Genomic DNA, 17,154 nt, shown 5'->3' on the forward strand with positions numbered 1-17,154 from the left:
CTTCCTTGTCTTGTTGATTCAATCCAGCGAGCGGTTCATCCGCCCGGTGCGGAACGCACAATTTCCAGGGGCTTCATGTATCGGTCGCGGGCGATGTCCGTGGACACCCTCTCGGGCGCGTCGATCCTGACGGGGGCGTCCATGATTGGCTGGTCATACGCCTGGAAACGTTCGAGCGTGACGTGCTGCCTGGGGTTGGTCACCTGACGCTGGAACCCCGGCAGGTATGCCGTGCTCGTCGTCAGCACGCCAAGCTCGGAGTCCTGCTCGACCCGGATGATCCGGTCGAGGGCGTCATGCGAGGTTCTGGTTCCGTCAATCGCGGCGCCCGCGCTCACCGCGCCAGCTGTGGACGGATTGCGGGGATAGGACTGGAATACCAGACGCCCCGCGCTGTCGTATCGACGCGTCATCCAGCGCGTTGTTGCTCCGGAATCGGCGAGGTCTTCCTCCTGCTCGACCACCGGGCGCCACAGGGCGTCAAAGTACATCGCCTTCCTGTAGTTGCCCTGCGAGACGACCTGGCGCCAATGCCCGGCGGGGAGGCCGTGCTCCACGCCCGAAATCCGTTCGAACGCGAGCGTCTTGTTGTTCCACGCCGCCGTATCGTCTGCGGGATAGACAACTGAGGCCAGGCGCCCCATCGCATCGTAACCGTAGCCAGTCGTGAACCCGTTCTCGTCGACCGTCGAGGTGATGTATCCCCAGTCGTCGACGAGCGCCGATTCCACTGTGCTATCCGGATGCTGGATGGACTGCGGAACTCCGCGCTTCCAGCCAGACAGCGTCGTGGTGTGGTTGTTGCCGTCCTTCACCGTTGCCACGGTGCCGTCAGCGTGATAGCTCAAGATCTGTTGCAGCTTGCCAAAACGGTACTGTCGCTCAGGCAAGGCGCTCGATGCCTGGTAGTGCGTCCGGGCAATTTCATCGCCGTTGTCTGCGTTGGTCACCCGGCTCACCTGTCCGATCACCCACTTCGACAAGTCGTCGTAGTACTCCGTGCCGTCTGTCTTTGCGTATCCGAGAGAGCTCCATCGCTTCACGACGAGAGGGCGTGCGAGCGCATCGAATCCGATGACTTCGCTGTTGAACGTCGCGCCGTCCTGCTCGATCGTGTGGAGGCGCTGGGGTCGCAGGTACTCGGAGGTGAATCCATTGCCTCGTGGTTGCGGACTGTGTCCCACCGGCGTGGGAAATGGCTGTCCCTCGTGCCGCAACTCGTAAGACGTGGTTTCCGTTCTCGCCAGGCCTGTCGATGCGGATCCGCGCTCTACCTTGAGCAGCTTTCCTTCGTTGTAGCGGTAGCTGTTGCCAAAGACATGCCGGGTCCATTGGCCTTCCGGCCCAGCCACTTCAACCGTCGTCGATCCGGCGCAGCTGTCGGATACGCAACTGGGCCGAGCACACTGGGTCAGGCAAACCGGAAGCCCGTTTCCGCTCGGGTGACGGAAGGATGAGATTTCGGAGTGATAACGGTAGGTCCACTCTGCCGACGCCAGGCCAGGCCCGGAAACGCGCTTCCTGGTCAGGGCGAAGGCGTCCCAGGCGAGCGGGAAGTAGGTCACATCGTCGTTGGGATCATTTGAAGGCGTCGAGTAGTTTCCGCACGCCAGCGGCACATTCGATCTCCCGAAGCGGACGGGCGCCACCGTGAATTCACCGATCGCGCCGGACGGATGACTGATCGTTCCGCTGACGGGAGTTTCGTCGGCGATGTCGCCGGGGTTGGTGCAATTGCGATATGCCTCGCCTGCCGCTTTGGTCACGTGGTAGCGGAAAGCCGCCCGGGATAGCAGCGCGAAGTCGATGCTCCATTGGCTCTTGTCAGGCAGGATCACCGCCTTGAGTGTGCCGGCCTGTGCCGCCGGATAGTCGTACTGGTACAGCCAGGTCTGGCGACCGTCCGTGGCACTGCTGATGTGGCCCTGGACGTTATGCCCGAGCGTGATCTGGCGACCGTCGCTGGAGGTGATGTTGGCAAGCCTGCCGGGTCCATTCCATGGATTCACGTAGGAATAGGCCACCCAGTTGCCGAATCGATCTTCCACGCGCGTGGCGTAGAGCACATTCCTGCGCCGGGAGATGAGTTTGCCATTGGCCTCCAGTGGCGGTTCGAACGACTGGCCGAGCCAGTCGAACCAGTACTTGGTTCCCTCGGCCGTAATGGCGAGAAACCCTTCACCCGAACCATTCCTGATGCTGGGCAGGCACGAGAAGTACGTGAAGCCGCTGGTCATCCACGGATGCGGCCCGCCAACGGCGGGTTTGGCAGTGGCGGCGCCGGCCACCAGCATTTCGCCACCGCCGGGCATGTCGGCTCGATAGCCCTGCCAATAGTCCTCGGGCGGGATGGTGGCCTTTCCGGCATCGACAGGCGGTGGCGCAAGGGTCGAAGAGCAACGCTTGTCTGGCCAGTTCTGGACGAATACACCGCTCAGCCTGGGGAGATCGAGATCCCAGTCGGCAAATGCGCCGTCGTTGATGGCCAGCTTCTGGACGCCGCTGCCGGCAAGCATGTAGCCCTTGCGATTGTTCACCCAGATCGCACGCGGAAGCGCTACGGGCAACGCGGAGTTGCCTGGAATGTTGATGTCGGTCGCCGAGAACGACAGCACGCCGGCACCCAGATCAATCCGGTCACCAAACAGGTCTGGTCCTTGAACGGGGACCGTCTCCCTGGACTGGATGAGTTTGTCGTATTCCTCCCAGGGCATCCTTGCGCTGTCGTTCGCGTTGGCGCGCAAACAGGCACCGCCGAGCAATGCGCCTGCGCAAACAAGCGCCGTCATCCGGATAAGTTCCATTTCAGCCAGCCGTCCCTTGGCGCATTAAGGCGCGGCAATGACGCCAAACAGCGGGCAGAGTGTCAATCAAGCGTTGGGCGCGATAAAGCGCCTACCGGCGGGAGTCCTGCGCTTGTGGTGGTTCGTTTCTGATCGGTTGTATCAATTGCAGAACAGGTCGAGCCCATTCTTCATTCAGCAGTTGTACCTACCTTGGCCAACGCCCCGCCTGATTCGGCAAGGCAGTCGGGCGTCACTCTTCTGCGCTGTCATCCAGTTCCGTGCCGAGCAGTAGGCGGCTCTCCTCGGCCGGCAGTGCTTCGACGTCGCGCAGCTTGCGCGTCAGCACGCGCGTGCGGCGGCCGGTTTCCTCGATCTTGTTGCTGGCTTCGTCGAGCTTCTTCTTGACGCCGTCGAGCACCGTGCCGAATTTCGCGAACTCGGTCTTGACCGCGCCCAGCGTCTGCCAGACCTCGCTCGAGCGCTTCTCGATCGCCAGCGTGCGAAAGCCCATCTGGAAGCTGGTCATCAGCGCCAGCAGCGTGGTCGGGCCGGCCACGGCGATGCGGACGTCGCGCTGCAAGGCATCGACCAGGCCCGGGCGGCGCAGCACTTCGGCGTAGAGGCCTTCGGTCGGCAGGAACAGGATCGCGAACTCGGTGGTGTGCGGCACGGCGACGTACTTCTCGCGGATGCGCGCGGCCTCGTGGCGCACGCGGCGCTCCAGCGCGTCGCCGGCAGCGCGCGCCAGCTCGGGCTCGCCACGCTCCTGCGCGTCGAGCAGGCGCTCGTAATCCTCTCGCGGGAATTTGGCGTCGATCGGCAGCCATACCGGCGCGTCGCCTGTCGAACCGGGGAAGCGCACGGCGAACTCCACGCGCTCGGTGCTGTCGGGCACGGTGGCGACGTTGGAGGCGTACTGGTCCGGCGCGAATACCTGTTCGAGCAGGCCGGCCAGCTGCACTTCGCCGAACACGCCGCGCGACTTCACGTTGGTCAGCACGCGCTGCAGGCCGCCGACGTCGGCGGCGAGCTTGTTCATGTCGCCCAGGCCCTGGTGCACCTGCGCCAGCATCTGGGTGACGTTGCCGAAACTTTCAGTGAGGCGGGTTTCCAGGGTCGCGTGCAGCTTCTCGTCGACGGTGGCGCGCATCTGCTCGAGCTTGGCGGAATTGTCCGCCTGCAGTTCGCGCAGCTTGGCTTCCAGCGTGGTGCGCATCTCGCCCAGGCGCGCTTCGTTGTTGCGGGTGAGTTCGCCGACGCGGGCGTCGAGCGCGGTGGCGAAATCCTTCAGCGCCAGCGCGGTCTCGCTGCGCGCCTTGCGGGCGTCTTCGGTGAGCGCTTCGCGCAGGTCTTCCAGGCGCTGGTCGGTGCGTGCGGCGGCATCGTTGAGGCGAGTGGCGAAGCCTTCGATGCGCTGCTCCTGCTGCATCGACAGGCTGTCGAGCTGCTGGCGCAACTCGCCGCGGCCGTCGCGCTGTTCCTCGCGCAGTGCGTGCTCGAGGCGGTCGAGGCGGCCTTCGGGCTTGCGCAGCAGCAGGACGACGAGGAGGACGATCGCGGTGATCACCGCGACGAGCAGGACGAGCAGGAGCAGGGACGGATCGGGCATGGCACCAGTCTAGCCGGTCCGATCTCAGTCGCTGAGAACTGTCGGGCTCAGTCCACCACGCGGCAGAACACCGCCTTGAGGTAGCGCGACTCCTGCACCTGCGCCAGCCACGGGTGGTCGGCGCCAGCGCCGGCGACCTTCAGCACCTGCACGGTGCGGCCGGCGTAGTAGGCGGCGCGACGCAGCATGTCGAGGAACTGCTCCTCGCTGACCAGGCCGGTGCACGAGAACGTCGCGAACAGCCCGCCCGGCTTGACCACGCCCATGGCGAGCTTGTTCATGTCGAGGTACTTCTTCAGCGCCGGGATCACCTGCTCGCGATCGCGGGTCATCTTGGCCGGGTCGAGGATCACCACGTCGTACTGGTCGCCGCGGATGCCTGCATCGCGCAGCCACGGGAAGATGTCGGCCTGGACGAAGCGCGGGCGCACGTTGTTGAGCTTGCCGTTGGCTTTGGCGATCTCGATCACGTCGGCGTCGATGTCCACGCCGATCACGTCCTCGGCCCCGCGCGCCGCGGCGTACACGGCGAAACCGCCGGTGTTGCAGCACAGGTCGAGCACGCGCTTGCCCTCGACCTGCTGCGACAGCCACTCGCGGTTCTCGCGCTGGTCGGCGAAGAAACCGGTCTTGTGGGCGCCGGCCGGGTCGGCGCGGAACTTGATGCCGTATTCGGTGATCACCGCCGGTTGCACCGGCTCGCTGCCGCGGAAGTCGAAACTTTCCTGCTTCTGCACGTGCTCGTCGGCGAAGCTGTAGAAGCGGCAACCCGGGAACTGCGCCTTGAGCGCTTCGTAGATCCACTCGCGGTGGCGGAACATGCCGGCGCTGAAGAACTCCACCACCAGCAGGTCGCCGTAACGGTCCACGACCAGGCCCGACAGGCCGTCGCCTTCGCTGTGGCACACGCGCCAGGCATCGCTGACCGCATCGAGCTTGAGCACGTCGCGGCGCAGCGAAACGGCCTCGGCGATCTTGCGCGCGAACCAGCCGGCGTCGACCTCGACGTCCGGGTTGGTTTCCAGGATGCGCACGGCGATGCGGGAATGGCCGTTGTAGAAGCCGCGGCCGATCCAGTCGCCCTCGACCCCGTAGCAATCGACGATCGTGCCGGGCTTGGGTTTCTGCGCGGGCTTTTCGACCAGGCGCTGGAAGATCCAGGGGTGGGTGGATTTCCAGGCGTTCTTGAGGCGTACAGCGGGGTAGGGGGCGTTCATCGGGGCATTTTACGCCTGCCCCCGTCATTCCCGCGAAGGCGGAAATCAGTGCCGTCAGCCATCGGCCCGTCCCCGGGATATTCAGGCCCGCGCAGACCGGCTTGTTTTCCCTGCCAGCCGGATCAATCTGGTCAACATGCACCTGCCAACGCCAGAAGTCGTCCCCGACACCCCGGCCCAGCGCAAGGCCGACAAGCGCCGCTGGCTGCGCGCGTTCAACGCCAGCCTGGCCTTCGTGCTGGTGCTGGCGGCGGTGTTCAGCGCCCAGGGCCACTTCGACGTGGCCGCCTGGACCGTGCAGCCGTGGTCGCTGCGAGGCCTGCTGGGCGTGCTGGCGGCGCCGTTGCTGCACGGCTCGTTCGAACACCTGGCCGCCAACTCCATTGCCCTGCTGATGCTCGGCACGCTGTCCGGAGGCCTGTACCCGCGGGCCACCTTGCGTGCGTTGCCGCTGATCTGGATCGGCTCGGGGCTGGGCGCATGGCTGCTCGGCGATCCCGGTTCGCACCATCTGGGCGCCAGCGGGATCAGCCATGGCCTGATGTTCCTGGTGTTCGTCCTTGGCCTGCTGCGCCGCGACCGCGCCAGCATCGCTGCGGCCATGCTCGCCTTCATGTTCTACGGCGGCATGCTGCTGACGATCCTGCCGCGCGAACCGGGCGTGTCCTGGCAGGCGCACCTGGGCGGCGCCGCCGCTGGTGTGCTGGCCGCCTGGCTGCTGCATCGCGTCGACCCGCTGCCGCCACGCAAGCGCTACAGCTGGGAAGACGAAGAGGACTCGATGGTCCCGGCAGTCGATGAGCTGGAACCGCCCAGCCCGCGCGAAGTGCCGGTGCTGTGGAACCGCCCCGACCCCAACCAGCGAAGGGTGCTGCGCTTCCCGCCCCGCGCCGAGTAGGAGTGCCGGCAGCCCGCCCGGCATTGGCCCGTCAAGGCTGCGGTGCTAGCGTCGCGGCCTGACATTGGCAACCGGACCCGCCCATGCGCATCGCCGCGCCGCTCTGCCTTGCCCTGCTGCTGGTGGCCTGCCAACGCGATGCCGCCGCGCCGGCCGCGACGGCCACGCAGACCAGGGAGATCTACGACGCCAAGGCCGGCGCGGACGCACGCCGAATCGAAGCCGATGTCCGCTTCCTCGCCGACGATCTGCTCGAAGGCCGCGAGGCCGGCACGCGCGGCTACGACCTGGCCTCGCTGTACGTGGCGCAGCGCTTCCGCGCGATCGGGCTTGCGCCGGCCGGCGACGACGGCACGTATTTCCAGCGCGTGCCGATGCTGCGCGGCGTGGTCCAGGCCGAGGGCAACGGCCTGGCGATCAACCGCGATGGCCACAGCCGCGCCCTGGCGTTTCGCGAGCAGTTCCTGCCGAGCGTCAACTACAACCAGGCCAGCGCGCAGGTCGAGGCGCCGGCGGTGTTCGTGGGGCAGGGCGTGTACGCCCCGGAACTGCAGCAGGACGATTTCGCCGGGGTCGAGGTCAAGGGCAAGATCGCGGTGATGTTCAACGGCGCGCCGGCACGCTTCGACAACGATCGCCGCGCGTTCTACTCCTCCAGCCGCACCAAGGCCGAGGAACTGGCCCGCCGCGGCGCAGTCGGCGTGGTCGTGGTGCAGACCGACGATGAAGAGAAGACCCGGCCGTGGGCGCGCAGCGCCAGCAACTGGAATCGCCCCGGCATGCGCCTGCGCGGCGCCGACGGCAAGGGCATCGACACCTGGCCGCAACTGCGCGTGGGCGCCTATGTGAGCGCCACCGGCGCGGACGCGCTGCTGTCGGCAAATGGCCGCACCGCCAAGGACCTGTTCCAGGACCTGCGCGACGGCAAGCTGCGCGCGTTCGACCTGCCGGGCACGCTGCAGTTGTCCGCGCGCACGCAGATCACCCCCGTCGATTCCCGCAACGTCGTCGCCCGCATCGACGGCGCTGATGCGGCGAAGAAGGCCGAGAACGTGGTGTTCAGTGCCCACCTCGACCACATCGGCATCGGCGCGCCAGTCAATGGCGATGCCATCTACAACGGCGCGCTCGACAACGCGCTGGGCATCGCGGTGATGCTGGAAGCGGCCAACCGCCTCGCCCACGAAGCGACGCCGACGCGGCGCTCGCTGCTGTTTGTCGCTGTCACCGCGGAGGAAAAGGGCCTGCTCGGCGCCGAGTGGTTCGCCCGCAACCCGACCGTGCCGCGCGAGTCGCTGGTGGCCAACGTCAACATGGACATGCCGATGCTGCTGGCGCCGACCTCGGACGTGGTGCCGATCGGCATCGAGCACTCGAGCCTGCAGGGCCTGGTGCAGCAGGCGGCGAAGGAGGTCGGCGTCGACCTGTCGCCGGACCCGATGCCGGAGGAGGTCGTGTTCGTGCGCAGCGACCAGTACGCCTTCATCCGCGCCGGCGTGCCGGCGGTGTATCTCGATGGCGGCTACAAGGATGCCGACGGCGCGGGCGGCAACGCGAAGTCGATCCAGGAAGCGTTCCTGCGCGAGCGTTATCACCAGCCCGGCGACGATACGAACCAGCCGATCCGGTACGCCGATGCGGCGCGACTGGCCCTGCTCAATGCCCGCATCGGCCGCCTGATCGCCGATGCCGCTCAACGGCCGGCCTGGAATGCGGGCGATTTCTTCGGCGAGCGCTTCGGCAAGCAGGCGCCAACCAGTGCGCAGGAGCGCGCGCCATGAGAACGCTGGGCCTGATCGGCGGCATGAGCTGGGAATCGACCGTGCCGTATTACCGGCTGATCAACCAGACGGTGAAGGAGCAGCTCGGCGGGCTGCATTCGGCGCGGCTATTGCTCTACAGCGTCGACTTCGCCGAGATCGAGCGCCTGCAGATGAGCGGCGACTGGGACACGGCAGGCCAGGTGCTGGCCGACGCTGCGCGCGCCCTTCGCGCCGGTGGCGCCGAGCTGCTGGTGATCTGCACCAACACCATGCACAAGGTCGCCGACGCCGTCCAAGCCGCGAGCGGGCTGCCGCTGCTGCACATAGCCGATGCCACCGCCAGCGAGATCCGCGCCCGCGGACTGCATCGCATCGGCCTGCTCGGCACTCGCTTCACCATGGAAGAGGATTTCTATCGGCTGCGCCTCGAGAACCATGGGCTGGAAGTGCTCGTGCCCGAAGCCGACGACCGCGGCATCGTCCACCGCGTGATCTACGACGAGCTGTGCCTGGGCCAGATCCGCGAGGAGTCGCGCGACCAGTACCGGCGGATCATTGCCGGCCTGGTTGCGCGTGGCGCGCAGGGCGTGATCCTGGGCTGCACCGAGATCGGCCTGCTGGTCGGCGCCGACGATGCCCGCGTGCCATTGTTCGACACCGCCGCGCTGCACGCGCGCCACGCCGCACTCGCCGCGCTGGCATGACGCGCCGGCAGGGCGCGCTGACATGAATGAGCGGAGCCGGGCACCGCGGCGACGGTGACCTTCGGCCGATGTCCGGCCATGGGGCGCGGCTACACTCGCGGCTTTCCACCCCCGCAGGAAGCCGACATGTCCCAGTGGTACTTCGTCCCCGCCGGCAGCACGCAGCGCATTGGCCCGCTCGATCCGGCCGCGGCCCGGGCGCACGCCCGCCGCAACCCCACCGACCTGTGCTGGCGCGAGGGAATGGCAGGCTGGCAGGCAGTGAAGTCGGTGCCGGAGTTCGCCGAGTCGGTCGAGACCGCGCCGGCACACCTTCCGCCGGCGCCGCCGCCGTCGCGCGGGCGCAGCGACGACATCGATTACCGCATCGTCGGCAACGACATGCAGTTCGTCGAGGTCGAGCTGGACCCGGGCGAAAGCGCAATCGCCGAGGCCGGCGCGCTGATGTACAAGGACGCCTCCGTCCAGATGGACACCGTGTTCGGCGACGGCCGCCAGTCCGGCCAGGGCGGCGGCCTCATGGACAAGCTGATGTCGGCCGGCAAGCGCGTGCTGACCGGCGAGAGCCTGTTCACCACGGTGTTCACCCATGCCGGCAGCGGCAAGGCGCGCGTCGCGTTCGCCGCGCCGTACCCGGGCACGGTGCTGGCGATGAAGCTCGACGAGCACGGCGGCCGCCTGATCTGCCAGAAGGACAGCTTCCTGGCCGGCGCGCGCGGCGTCACGGTCGGCATCCACTTCCAGCGCAAGATCCTCACCGGCCTGTTCGGCGGCGAGGGTTTCATCATGCAGAAGCTCGAGGGCGACGGCTGGGTGTTCGTCCACGCCGGCGGCACGGTGGTGGAGCGCGAGCTGCGCGCAGGTGAGCGCCTGGATGTGGACACCGGCTGCGTGATGGCCTTCCACGACAGCGTGCAGATGGACGTGCGCGCGGTCGGCGGCATCAAGAGCATGCTGTTCGGCGGCGAGGGCATGTTCCTGGCCACACTGAGCGGCCCGGGCAAGGTCTGGCTGCAGTCGCTGCCGTTCTCGCGCATGGCCGGCCGCATGCTGGCGGCCGCGCCGCAGGGCGGCGGGCAGAACCGTGGCGAGGGCTCCGTGCTGGGCGGGTTGGGCCGCATCCTCGACGGCGACAACGGGTTCTGACGCCCGGAGCTCGTCGGCGGGTGAATGGTTGCCACATCAGTCAGATTTCCCGCGGCTCCGCCGCTGTATGCTGCGCCGCTATTGCCCCGAGCCGCCTGTTCACCATGAAGCCGTCCACCGCCCTGCGCCCGCTGTTGCTGGCCTCCTTCGCCGTCCTGCTGGGTGCCTGCGGGGGTAGCGAGGTCGTCAAGCCGACGCCGCCGCCGGTGGTGGTCGCGCCGCTTCCGCCGCCGCCGAAGATCCGCATCGGCGTCGCCCTCGGCGGCGGTGCGGCCAAGGGCTTCGCCCATATCGGCGTGATCAAGATGCTCGAGGCCAACGGTTTCCAGCCCGAGGTGGTGTCCGGCACGAGTGCCGGCAGCGTGGTGGGGGCGATGTACGCCAGCGGCATGGACGCGTTCGCCATGCAGAAGCAGGCCTTCGCCCTCGACGAAACCCAGATCCGCGACTACAGCCTGTTCTCGGGCGGCGTGGTGAAGGGCCAGAAGCTGCAGGACTACGTCAACCTGCAGGTCGGGCAGAAGACCATCCAGCAGATGAAGAAGCCGTTCGCCGCGGTCGCCACGCAGCTGGAGACCGGCGAGCGCACGGTGTTCGTGCGTGGCAATACCGGCCAGGCAGTGCGCGCCTCGAGCAGCATCCCGGGTGTGTTCGAGCCGGTGACGATCGGCCAGTACCACTACGTCGACGGCGGCGTTGTCAGCCCGGTTCCGGTGGACGCCGCACGCCAGCTCGGCGCCGACTTCGTCATCGCCGTCGACATCTCCAGCAAGGCCAGCGGCAAGAACCCGGGTAGCGTGCTGGGCAACATCAACCAGTCGATCACGATCATGGGCCAGCGCCTGGGCCAGCAGGAACTCGCGCGTGCCGACGTGGTGATCCGGCCGAGCGTGAACGAGATCGGCCCGGCCGATTTCGAGCAGCGCAACAACGCAATCATGGAAGGCGAGCGCGCGACCTTGGCGGCGATGCCGCAGATCCGCGCCAGGCTGGCGCAGATGCAGCGCGCGCGCGTCGCCGCGCAGGCGCCGAAGGTGCCGGTGGTGGCACCGGTGAAGGCCGATCCGGAATGCGAGAAGCCGGGCTTCCGCATCGGTAACCTGTTCGGCCGCGACGACAAATGCGAGGGCGCGCAGGCGTCCGCGCCCTGAGCCGTTCTTACGCCTCGCGCTGCACCAGCGCCGCCGTGGCCCGCGGCCTGCTCGGGAAGGCGTGGCGAACGATCCGCCACATCACCTGGCCGAACTGCTTCGGCAACGAGCCGGTGTTGTAGTGCTGGCCGTAGCGCGCGCAGATCTCACGCACTTCCGGCGCCACCTGGGCGTAGCGGTTGGCCGGCACGTCCGGGTAGAAGTGGTGTTCGATCTGGTGGCTGAGGTTGCCCGACATCAGGTTGAGCAGGCGGCCGCCGGCGATGTTCGACGAGCCGCGCAGCTGGCGCAGGTACCAGTGGCCGCGTGACTCGTTGCGGACCGACTCCTTGGGAAACGTCTCGACGTCCGCGGTGAAGTGGCCGCAGAAGATGATCACGTAGGTCCACACGTTGCGCATCACGTTGGCCACGGCATTGCCCAGCAGGACCGGCAGGAAGAACGGGCCGGCCAGTAGCGGGAACAGGATGTAATCCTTGAACACCTGCCGGCCCATCTTGCGCGCGACCGGGCGCAGCGCCTTGCGCATCTGCGCGTTGCTGGTCTTGCCGGCGATCCAGCGACCGAGCTTGAGGTCCTGTATCGCCACGCCCCACTCGAACAGCAGCGCGAAGATCACCGCGATGACCGGCTGCAGCAGGTAGAACGGGCGCCAGCGCTGCTCGGGGAAGATGCGCAGCAGGCCGTAGCCGATGTCGTCGTCCATGCCGCGGACGTTGGTGTAGGTGTGGTGCTTGTAGTTGTGCGTCTTGCGCCAGGCGTCGCTGGTGCCGGCGATGTCCCACTCGTAGGTCTTGCCATTGAGATGGGGGTCGCGCATCCAGTCGTACTGGCCGTGGATGACGTTGTGGCCCAGTTCCATGTTCTCCAGGATCTTGGCCAGGCCCAGCAGCACCGTGCCGGCGATGCAGCCCGGCCAGAACAGCGCCGGCAGCAGCGTGCTGCCCAGGATCGCGCCGGCGAACAGCAGCACGCGGCCGGCCACGCCCATGTAGCGCACGCCCTTGACGACATTGCGGATGTAATCGGCGTCGCGCTGGCCGAGCGTGGCGACGGTGCGCGCACGCAGGGCATCGAGCTCCTCGCCGAAGCGGTCGAGTTCGGCCGGGGTCAGGGGGCGGTTGCGGAATTTGCTGGTCGGGGCGGTCATTCGATCGCTCACAGGTCGAGTACGAGGTCGCTGCTGGCCGCGTTGACGCACAGCCTCAGCGCGGACACCGGTTCGCCGATGGCGTCGCCGGTATGCAGATGACGGGTGGTGCCGGAGACCTTGCCGCAGGCGCAGGTGTTGCAGATGCCCATGCGGCAGCCGCTGGCGAGCTTGAGGCCCTGGCCTTCCAGCGCGGCCAGCAGCGATTGGCCACGCGGCACGCTCAGGGTGCGGCCGCTGGCTGCCAGCGTGACTTCGACGTTGCCGCCTTCGGCGTCGGCGATGTTGCGCGGCGGCGGCGTGAATGCCTCGGCCGCGAAGCCTCGCGCGGCCGGTTCGGCAAGCGCGCGGGCACTGTCGACAAAGCCGCCGGGACCGCAGGCATAGACGCTGCGCTGGGCGAGGTCGGGAACGAGCGACGACAACAAGGTCGCATCGATGCGACCGCTGGATTCGCCTTCGCCCAGTTCGCCCTCGCGGGTCAGCACGAAATGCACGGCCAGCTGCGGATGGCGCTGCGCCAGCGCGCGCAGCTCGTCGACGAAGCACAGCTCGTCGCGGGTGCGCGCCCAGTACAGCAGCGTCAGCGGGGTCGGCACGCCCTTGGCCGCGTGCGCGCGCAGCAGCGCCATCAACGGGGTGATGCCGCTGCCGGCGGCGAGGAACAGCCAGGCGCCGTCGGTGCCCTGCGGCCAGGTCATCTCTCCGAAGGCCTGGCCGATATCGACGACATCGCCGATGCGCGCGTCCTGGCACAGATGGCGGCTGACGCGGCCGCCTTCGATGTGCTTGATCGTCACTTCGATCCGGCCGTCTGTGCGCGGGGCATCGCACAGGCTGTAGCTGCGGGTCATGCGCACGCCGTCGAGCTCGACACCGAGATTGACGTGCTGGCCCGGCTGGAAGCCGCGCCAGTGGCGGTTGGGCTGCAGCAGCAGGGTCACCGCGTCGCGCGATTGCGACTGGCGGCCGACGATGCGCGCCAGCGGGCGCTCCCAGGACCAGGTGGGGTGCAGGCGCGAGGCCCAGAAATCGAAGACATCCGGGGCGACCCAGGTGCGCAGCAGCGACAGCGGATGCCTCGGGGGTTGGCTCTTGGGTTGGCTCTTGGAGCCGGTGCGGCGGCCGCGGGGGCGGGTAACAGCGTTCATGGGGTCACTATACAGGCACACATACAAGTGTGTATACAGGTGTGCATTAATAGGTCCCGAGTATGATGCCCGCGTCGTTCAACCCAGCCGCCTTCGTGATCCAACGTCCTGATCAGCCCGGTCCAGTCCTGCCTGTCCTGCCTGCGGACGGCGATCACGCGGCCGGGCGCAAAGCGTCCATTTCGCGCGAGGACATCCTCACCGCGGCGCTGAAGCTGATCGGCCCGCATCGCAGCGTGTCGACCCTGAGCCTGCGCGAGATCGCGCGCGAGGCCGGCATCGCGCCCAACAGCTTCTACCGCCAGTTCCGCGATACCGACGAGCTGGCCGTGGCCCTGATCGACCTGGCCGGCCGCTCCCTGCGCAAGATCGTGGGCGAAGCGCGTTACCGGGCGAAGACCGACCGCAGCATCGTGCGCAGTTCGGTCGAGGCGTTCATGGAGCAGGTCCGCGCCGACGACAAGCTGCTGCACGTGCTGTTGCGCGAGGGCACGGTCGGTTCGGACGCCTTCAAGCACGCGGTCGACCGTGAGCTGAACTTCTTCGAGGAAGAGCTGCGCGTCGACCTGATCCGCCTGACCCTGGCCCAGGGCATCACCTTGCGCGAGCCGGCGCTGGTGGCCAAGGCGATCACCCGGCTGGTCTTCGCCATGGGCGCGGCGGCGATGGACTCGCCGCCGGAGAAGGACCCCGACCTGATCCGCCAGCTGACCATGATGGTGCGCATGATCATCGCCGGATCGCGGACGTTGGCGGCCAGTTAGTCGCCTGTAGTGCCGGCTGCGGGATCCGCCTCGGTGACGATCACGACCACCTCGCTGGTGCCGTGGAGGCCGTGTTCCCGGGCCAGTGCCGGGTCCCCGGCCACCTTCAGCAGTCCGGCCAGGCCGGCGGCGCCGGACGGTGTCGAGCGCGGACCGCCCGCCTCCCGCAACAGGTAAACCGCTTCGGCCAGGCCGGACTCGTCCACCGTCGCGGTCGTGGCGCCCGCGCGGCGCAGGGCGGGCAGGGCGGCGGCCGACGCCAGCCCGCAGGCCAGCATCTCGGCCACGGTGTGCAGCTCGCCCTCGATCAGCGTTGGCTCGCCCCGTGAGAGGGCATGGGCAACGCAGGCCGCGGCCTCCGGTTCAACGACCACTAGGCGCGCGCCGCCGCGCAGGTGCGGCATCAGACCTTCGGCCATGGCTGCGGCCAGGCCGCCGACGCCGGCCTGGATGAAGGCATGGCCGGGACGCACGCCGCTGTCGCGCAGCTGCACGCCCAGTTCGTCGGCGATCAGGCGGTAACCGGCCATGACATCGGCTACCACCAGGTTGCCCGGGTCGGCGTCGGTATCGGCGATCAGCAGGCCGTCGCCGGTTGCGACAGCCGCGGCGGCGGCATCGACGGCGTCGTCGTAACTGCCTTCGACGATGACGACCTGCGCACCGCGATCGACGATGCGCTGTACCCGCAGCGGCCCGACCGAAGAAGGAAGATAGATCCGCGCCTGCGCACCGGCACGCTGCGCGGCCAGCGCCACCGACAGGCCGTGGTTGCCGTCGCTGGCGCACACCAGCGTCGGCAGCGTCGCCGCGCGGGCATTGCCGGCAAGCAACTCCTGCAGTGACGCGGTGCCACTGGCCCGCATCAATGCGCGCAACCCGGCGAGCATTCCGCCGAGCACCTTGAAGTTGCCGAAGGGCCGCTGGTTTTCGAGCTTGGCGAAGACGCGGCCAATGCCGGCGGTCTGCGCCAGTCGCGGCAGTTCGACCAGGGCCGTGGGCCGGTAGTCCGGAAACAGCAGGGCGAAATCGGCGGCAGTGTCGTGGTTCGCGCGTTCCATGGTGTCCGGTCAGTCGAGCAATGGCACGGGAATGGTCAGGCCGCGCTTGACCACGCTCATCGCCACGTTGGTGGTGAATCGCGCGACATTCGGGTTCTCGCTGACCAGTCGGCCCATCAGGGCATCGTAGGTTTCGGCGTCGGGCGCGGTCACGACCAGCACGAAGTCGGCTTCGCCGGTCACGTAGAACGCCTGCTGCACATGCTCCTGCTCGCCAAGCCACTTGCGCAGCTGCGCCAACAGATCGGGGCGCTCGCGTTCGACCTGCAGCGAGACGATGAAGAGCGTCGGCCGGCCCACCGCTTTCGGGTCGATGATCGCCGCCTCGCGCTCGATCACGCCCTGCTCGCGCAACCGCCGCAGGCGGCGCTGGATCGCCGACGGCGACAGCGCGACGTGTCCGGCCAGCTGCTCGGCGGTCTGGCCGCAGTCCTGCTGGACCAGGTTCAACAGCTGGCGGTCGAAACGATCGAGTTCCATGGCGCGCAGCTTATCGCGGCCATCGTGCAGGAAATGCGCGCGTGGGGCCGGCACAACGCGGCCAACGCGCGTTGTTGTGAGGCCAGTATTCAAGTCCGGCCCATCCCCGGCTCCCGGATCCGCGCACATGCAGCTTCTCTACCAGACCCATTCGCCGTTCGCCCGCAAGGCGCTGGTGTTCGCCCACGAGGCCGGCCTCGCCGACCGCATCGAGGTCATCCACCACGAGACCAGTCCGACCCGCCGCAACGAGGCGGTGTTCGAACGCAATCCGCTGGGCAAGGTGCCGGTGCTGCTGCGGCCGGGATTGCCGGCGCTGTTCGATTCCGACGTCATATGCGCCTATCTCGACACGCTGCACGCGGGCCCGCGTTTGATCCCCGCCGAGGGCGAGGCGCGCTGGCAGGCACTGCGCGTGCAGGCGGTGGCGCAGGGACTGGCCGAAGCCGGCATCGCGGTGCGCTGGGAAACCGTGCGCCGTCCGCAGGCCCTGCGCTATCCGGCGCTGCGCGACGGCTACATCGCCAAGCTGGTGAGCAGCTATGACTGGCTCGAACGCGAACTCGACACCGAGGCGGTGCATGTCGGACACGTCGCGGTGGCTACCGCGCTGGACTGGCTGGAGTTCCGCGAACTGCCCGGGTTCCGCCGCGGACGCCCGCGACTGGGCGCATGGTTCGATGCCTTCGCGGCGCGGCCGTCGATGCAGGCGACGCTGCTGTCGGGCGAGACGCAGGACTAGTTGGCAGCGGCCGGTCGCAGCCTTCAGCGCGCCGGCAGCGGCATGCCGCGGAAGGCCTTGACCGTGCGCAGCACGAAGCTCGAGTTCACGTCGGCCACGCCGGCCTGGTTGAGCAGCCGGTCGAGCAGGAAGCGCGAGAAGTGCTCCAGGTCCTGCACGACGATCTGCAGCAGGTAGTCCATGTCGCCGGTCAGGGCGTGGCAGGCGACCACCTCGTCCCAGTTCTTGACGAAGTCGACGAAGGCCGCGATCGCTTCGCTGTCGTGACGCACCAGCTGCACGCGGACGAAGGCCTGCAGGCCCAGCCCGAGCCGGTCGGGGTCGACTTCGGCGCGATAGCCGGCGATCACCCCCTCGCGCTCCAGGCGCTGCACCCGACGCAGGCAGGCCGATGCCGACAGGTGGACGCGCTCGGCCAGCTCGGCATTGGTCAGCCGGCCACTGCGCTGGAGCTCGGCGAGCACCATCAGGTCGGTGCGGTCCAGTTCGACTGCGGGCATTTCGTGCGCCTCTATGCCTGAATGCGCAAGAA

15 protein-coding genes are annotated in these 17,154 nt (G+C 68.0%); 7 read left to right on the forward strand and 8 right to left on the reverse strand.

Annotated features, from left to right (window positions below):
• Positions 1-35: 35 nt before the first annotated feature.
• The 3 genes from AB4Y64_RS06500 to AB4Y64_RS06510 all read right to left on the reverse strand — a co-directional run bounded on the left by AB4Y64_RS06500 (position 36) and on the right by AB4Y64_RS06510 (position 5,612).
• Entirely contained in the window at positions 36-2,804 is a 2,769-nt protein-coding gene (locus tag AB4Y64_RS06500; RefSeq protein WP_441815620.1) for an RHS repeat domain-containing protein, read from the reverse strand.
• Positions 2,805-3,036: 232 nt separating this feature from the next.
• Positions 3,037-4,395 (reverse strand): DNA recombination protein RmuC, encoded by a 1,359-nt coding sequence (gene rmuC, locus AB4Y64_RS06505; protein ID WP_441815621.1) that lies wholly within the window; start codon positions 4,393-4,395, stop codon positions 3,037-3,039.
• A gap of 47 nt (positions 4,396-4,442) precedes the next feature.
• The gene (locus AB4Y64_RS06510; RefSeq protein ID WP_441815622.1) at positions 4,443-5,612 is read right to left on the reverse strand and encodes a class I SAM-dependent rRNA methyltransferase; all 1,170 of its coding nucleotides are present in this window, start codon (positions 5,610-5,612) and stop codon (positions 4,443-4,445) included.
• 136 nt (positions 5,613-5,748) lie between these two features.
• Between AB4Y64_RS06510 and AB4Y64_RS06515 the strand changes: the two genes are divergently transcribed.
• The 5 genes from AB4Y64_RS06515 to AB4Y64_RS06535 all read left to right on the forward strand — a co-directional run bounded on the left by AB4Y64_RS06515 (position 5,749) and on the right by AB4Y64_RS06535 (position 11,274).
• A complete protein-coding gene (locus AB4Y64_RS06515; RefSeq protein WP_441815623.1) occupies positions 5,749-6,510 on the forward strand; it encodes a rhomboid family intramembrane serine protease in 762 nt (253 codons plus the stop codon).
• An 83-nt stretch (positions 6,511-6,593) separates the two neighbouring features.
• On the forward strand, positions 6,594-8,291 hold the full coding sequence (locus AB4Y64_RS06520) for a M20/M25/M40 family metallo-hydrolase (RefSeq protein WP_441815624.1): 1,698 nt from the start codon (positions 6,594-6,596) through the stop codon (positions 8,289-8,291).
• Complete coding sequence (locus tag AB4Y64_RS06525) at positions 8,288-8,977, forward strand: aspartate/glutamate racemase family protein (RefSeq protein ID WP_441815625.1); 690 nt, start codon at positions 8,288-8,290, stop codon at positions 8,975-8,977. The genes AB4Y64_RS06520 and AB4Y64_RS06525 overlap by 4 nt, the downstream gene beginning before the upstream one ends.
• A gap of 126 nt (positions 8,978-9,103) precedes the next feature.
• Complete coding sequence (locus AB4Y64_RS06530; protein ID WP_441815626.1) at positions 9,104-10,123, forward strand: TIGR00266 family protein; 1,020 nt, start codon at positions 9,104-9,106, stop codon at positions 10,121-10,123.
• A gap of 104 nt (positions 10,124-10,227) precedes the next feature.
• Positions 10,228-11,274 carry a patatin-like phospholipase family protein gene (locus tag AB4Y64_RS06535; RefSeq protein ID WP_441815627.1) on the forward strand — a complete coding sequence of 349 codons (1,047 nt, stop codon included), beginning with the start codon at positions 10,228-10,230 and terminating at the stop codon, positions 11,272-11,274.
• A 7-nt stretch (positions 11,275-11,281) separates the two neighbouring features.
• Here the strand turns inward: AB4Y64_RS06535 and AB4Y64_RS06540 are convergent, their stop codons facing one another.
• Positions 11,282-12,424 (reverse strand): fatty acid desaturase family protein, encoded by a 1,143-nt coding sequence (locus AB4Y64_RS06540; protein WP_441815628.1) that lies wholly within the window; start codon positions 12,422-12,424, stop codon positions 11,282-11,284.
• Positions 12,425-12,432: 8 nt separating this feature from the next.
• Positions 12,433-13,575: a ferredoxin reductase gene (locus tag AB4Y64_RS06545; RefSeq protein ID WP_441815629.1), complete on the reverse strand. Its 1,143-nt coding sequence runs from the start codon at positions 13,573-13,575 to the stop codon at positions 12,433-12,435.
• Between the two features lie 128 nt (positions 13,576-13,703).
• On the opposite strand from AB4Y64_RS06545, the gene fabR reads away from it, so the two are divergent.
• Positions 13,704-14,339, forward strand: coding sequence for an HTH-type transcriptional repressor FabR (gene fabR / locus AB4Y64_RS06550; protein WP_441815853.1), 636 nt, complete (start codon positions 13,704-13,706; stop codon positions 14,337-14,339).
• Here fabR and AB4Y64_RS06555 read toward each other — a convergent pair.
• Positions 14,336-15,400: a pyridoxal-phosphate dependent enzyme gene (locus AB4Y64_RS06555; protein WP_441815630.1), complete on the reverse strand. Its 1,065-nt coding sequence runs from the start codon at positions 15,398-15,400 to the stop codon at positions 14,336-14,338. The two genes, fabR and AB4Y64_RS06555, sit on opposite strands and share 4 nt — an antisense overlap.
• A 9-nt stretch (positions 15,401-15,409) precedes the next feature.
• Complete coding sequence (locus AB4Y64_RS06560) at positions 15,410-15,880, reverse strand: Lrp/AsnC family transcriptional regulator (RefSeq protein WP_441815631.1); 471 nt, start codon at positions 15,878-15,880, stop codon at positions 15,410-15,412.
• 127 nt (positions 15,881-16,007) lie between these two features.
• On the opposite strand from AB4Y64_RS06560, the gene AB4Y64_RS06565 reads away from it, so the two are divergent.
• The gene (locus tag AB4Y64_RS06565) at positions 16,008-16,622 is read left to right on the forward strand and encodes a glutathione S-transferase family protein (protein WP_441815632.1); all 615 of its coding nucleotides are present in this window, start codon (positions 16,008-16,010) and stop codon (positions 16,620-16,622) included.
• 23 nt (positions 16,623-16,645) lie between these two features.
• On the opposite strand, the gene AB4Y64_RS06570 is transcribed toward AB4Y64_RS06565, so the two are convergent.
• Positions 16,646-17,122, reverse strand: a complete 477-nt coding sequence (locus AB4Y64_RS06570) for an Lrp/AsnC family transcriptional regulator (protein WP_441815633.1) — start codon at positions 17,120-17,122, stop codon at positions 16,646-16,648.
• Positions 17,123-17,154 lie beyond the last annotated feature (32 nt).

The organism is Lysobacter sp. TAF61 (assembly GCF_052113485.1).
In the GTDB taxonomy this organism is placed as follows: domain Bacteria; phylum Pseudomonadota; class Gammaproteobacteria; order Xanthomonadales; family Xanthomonadaceae; genus Lysobacter_J.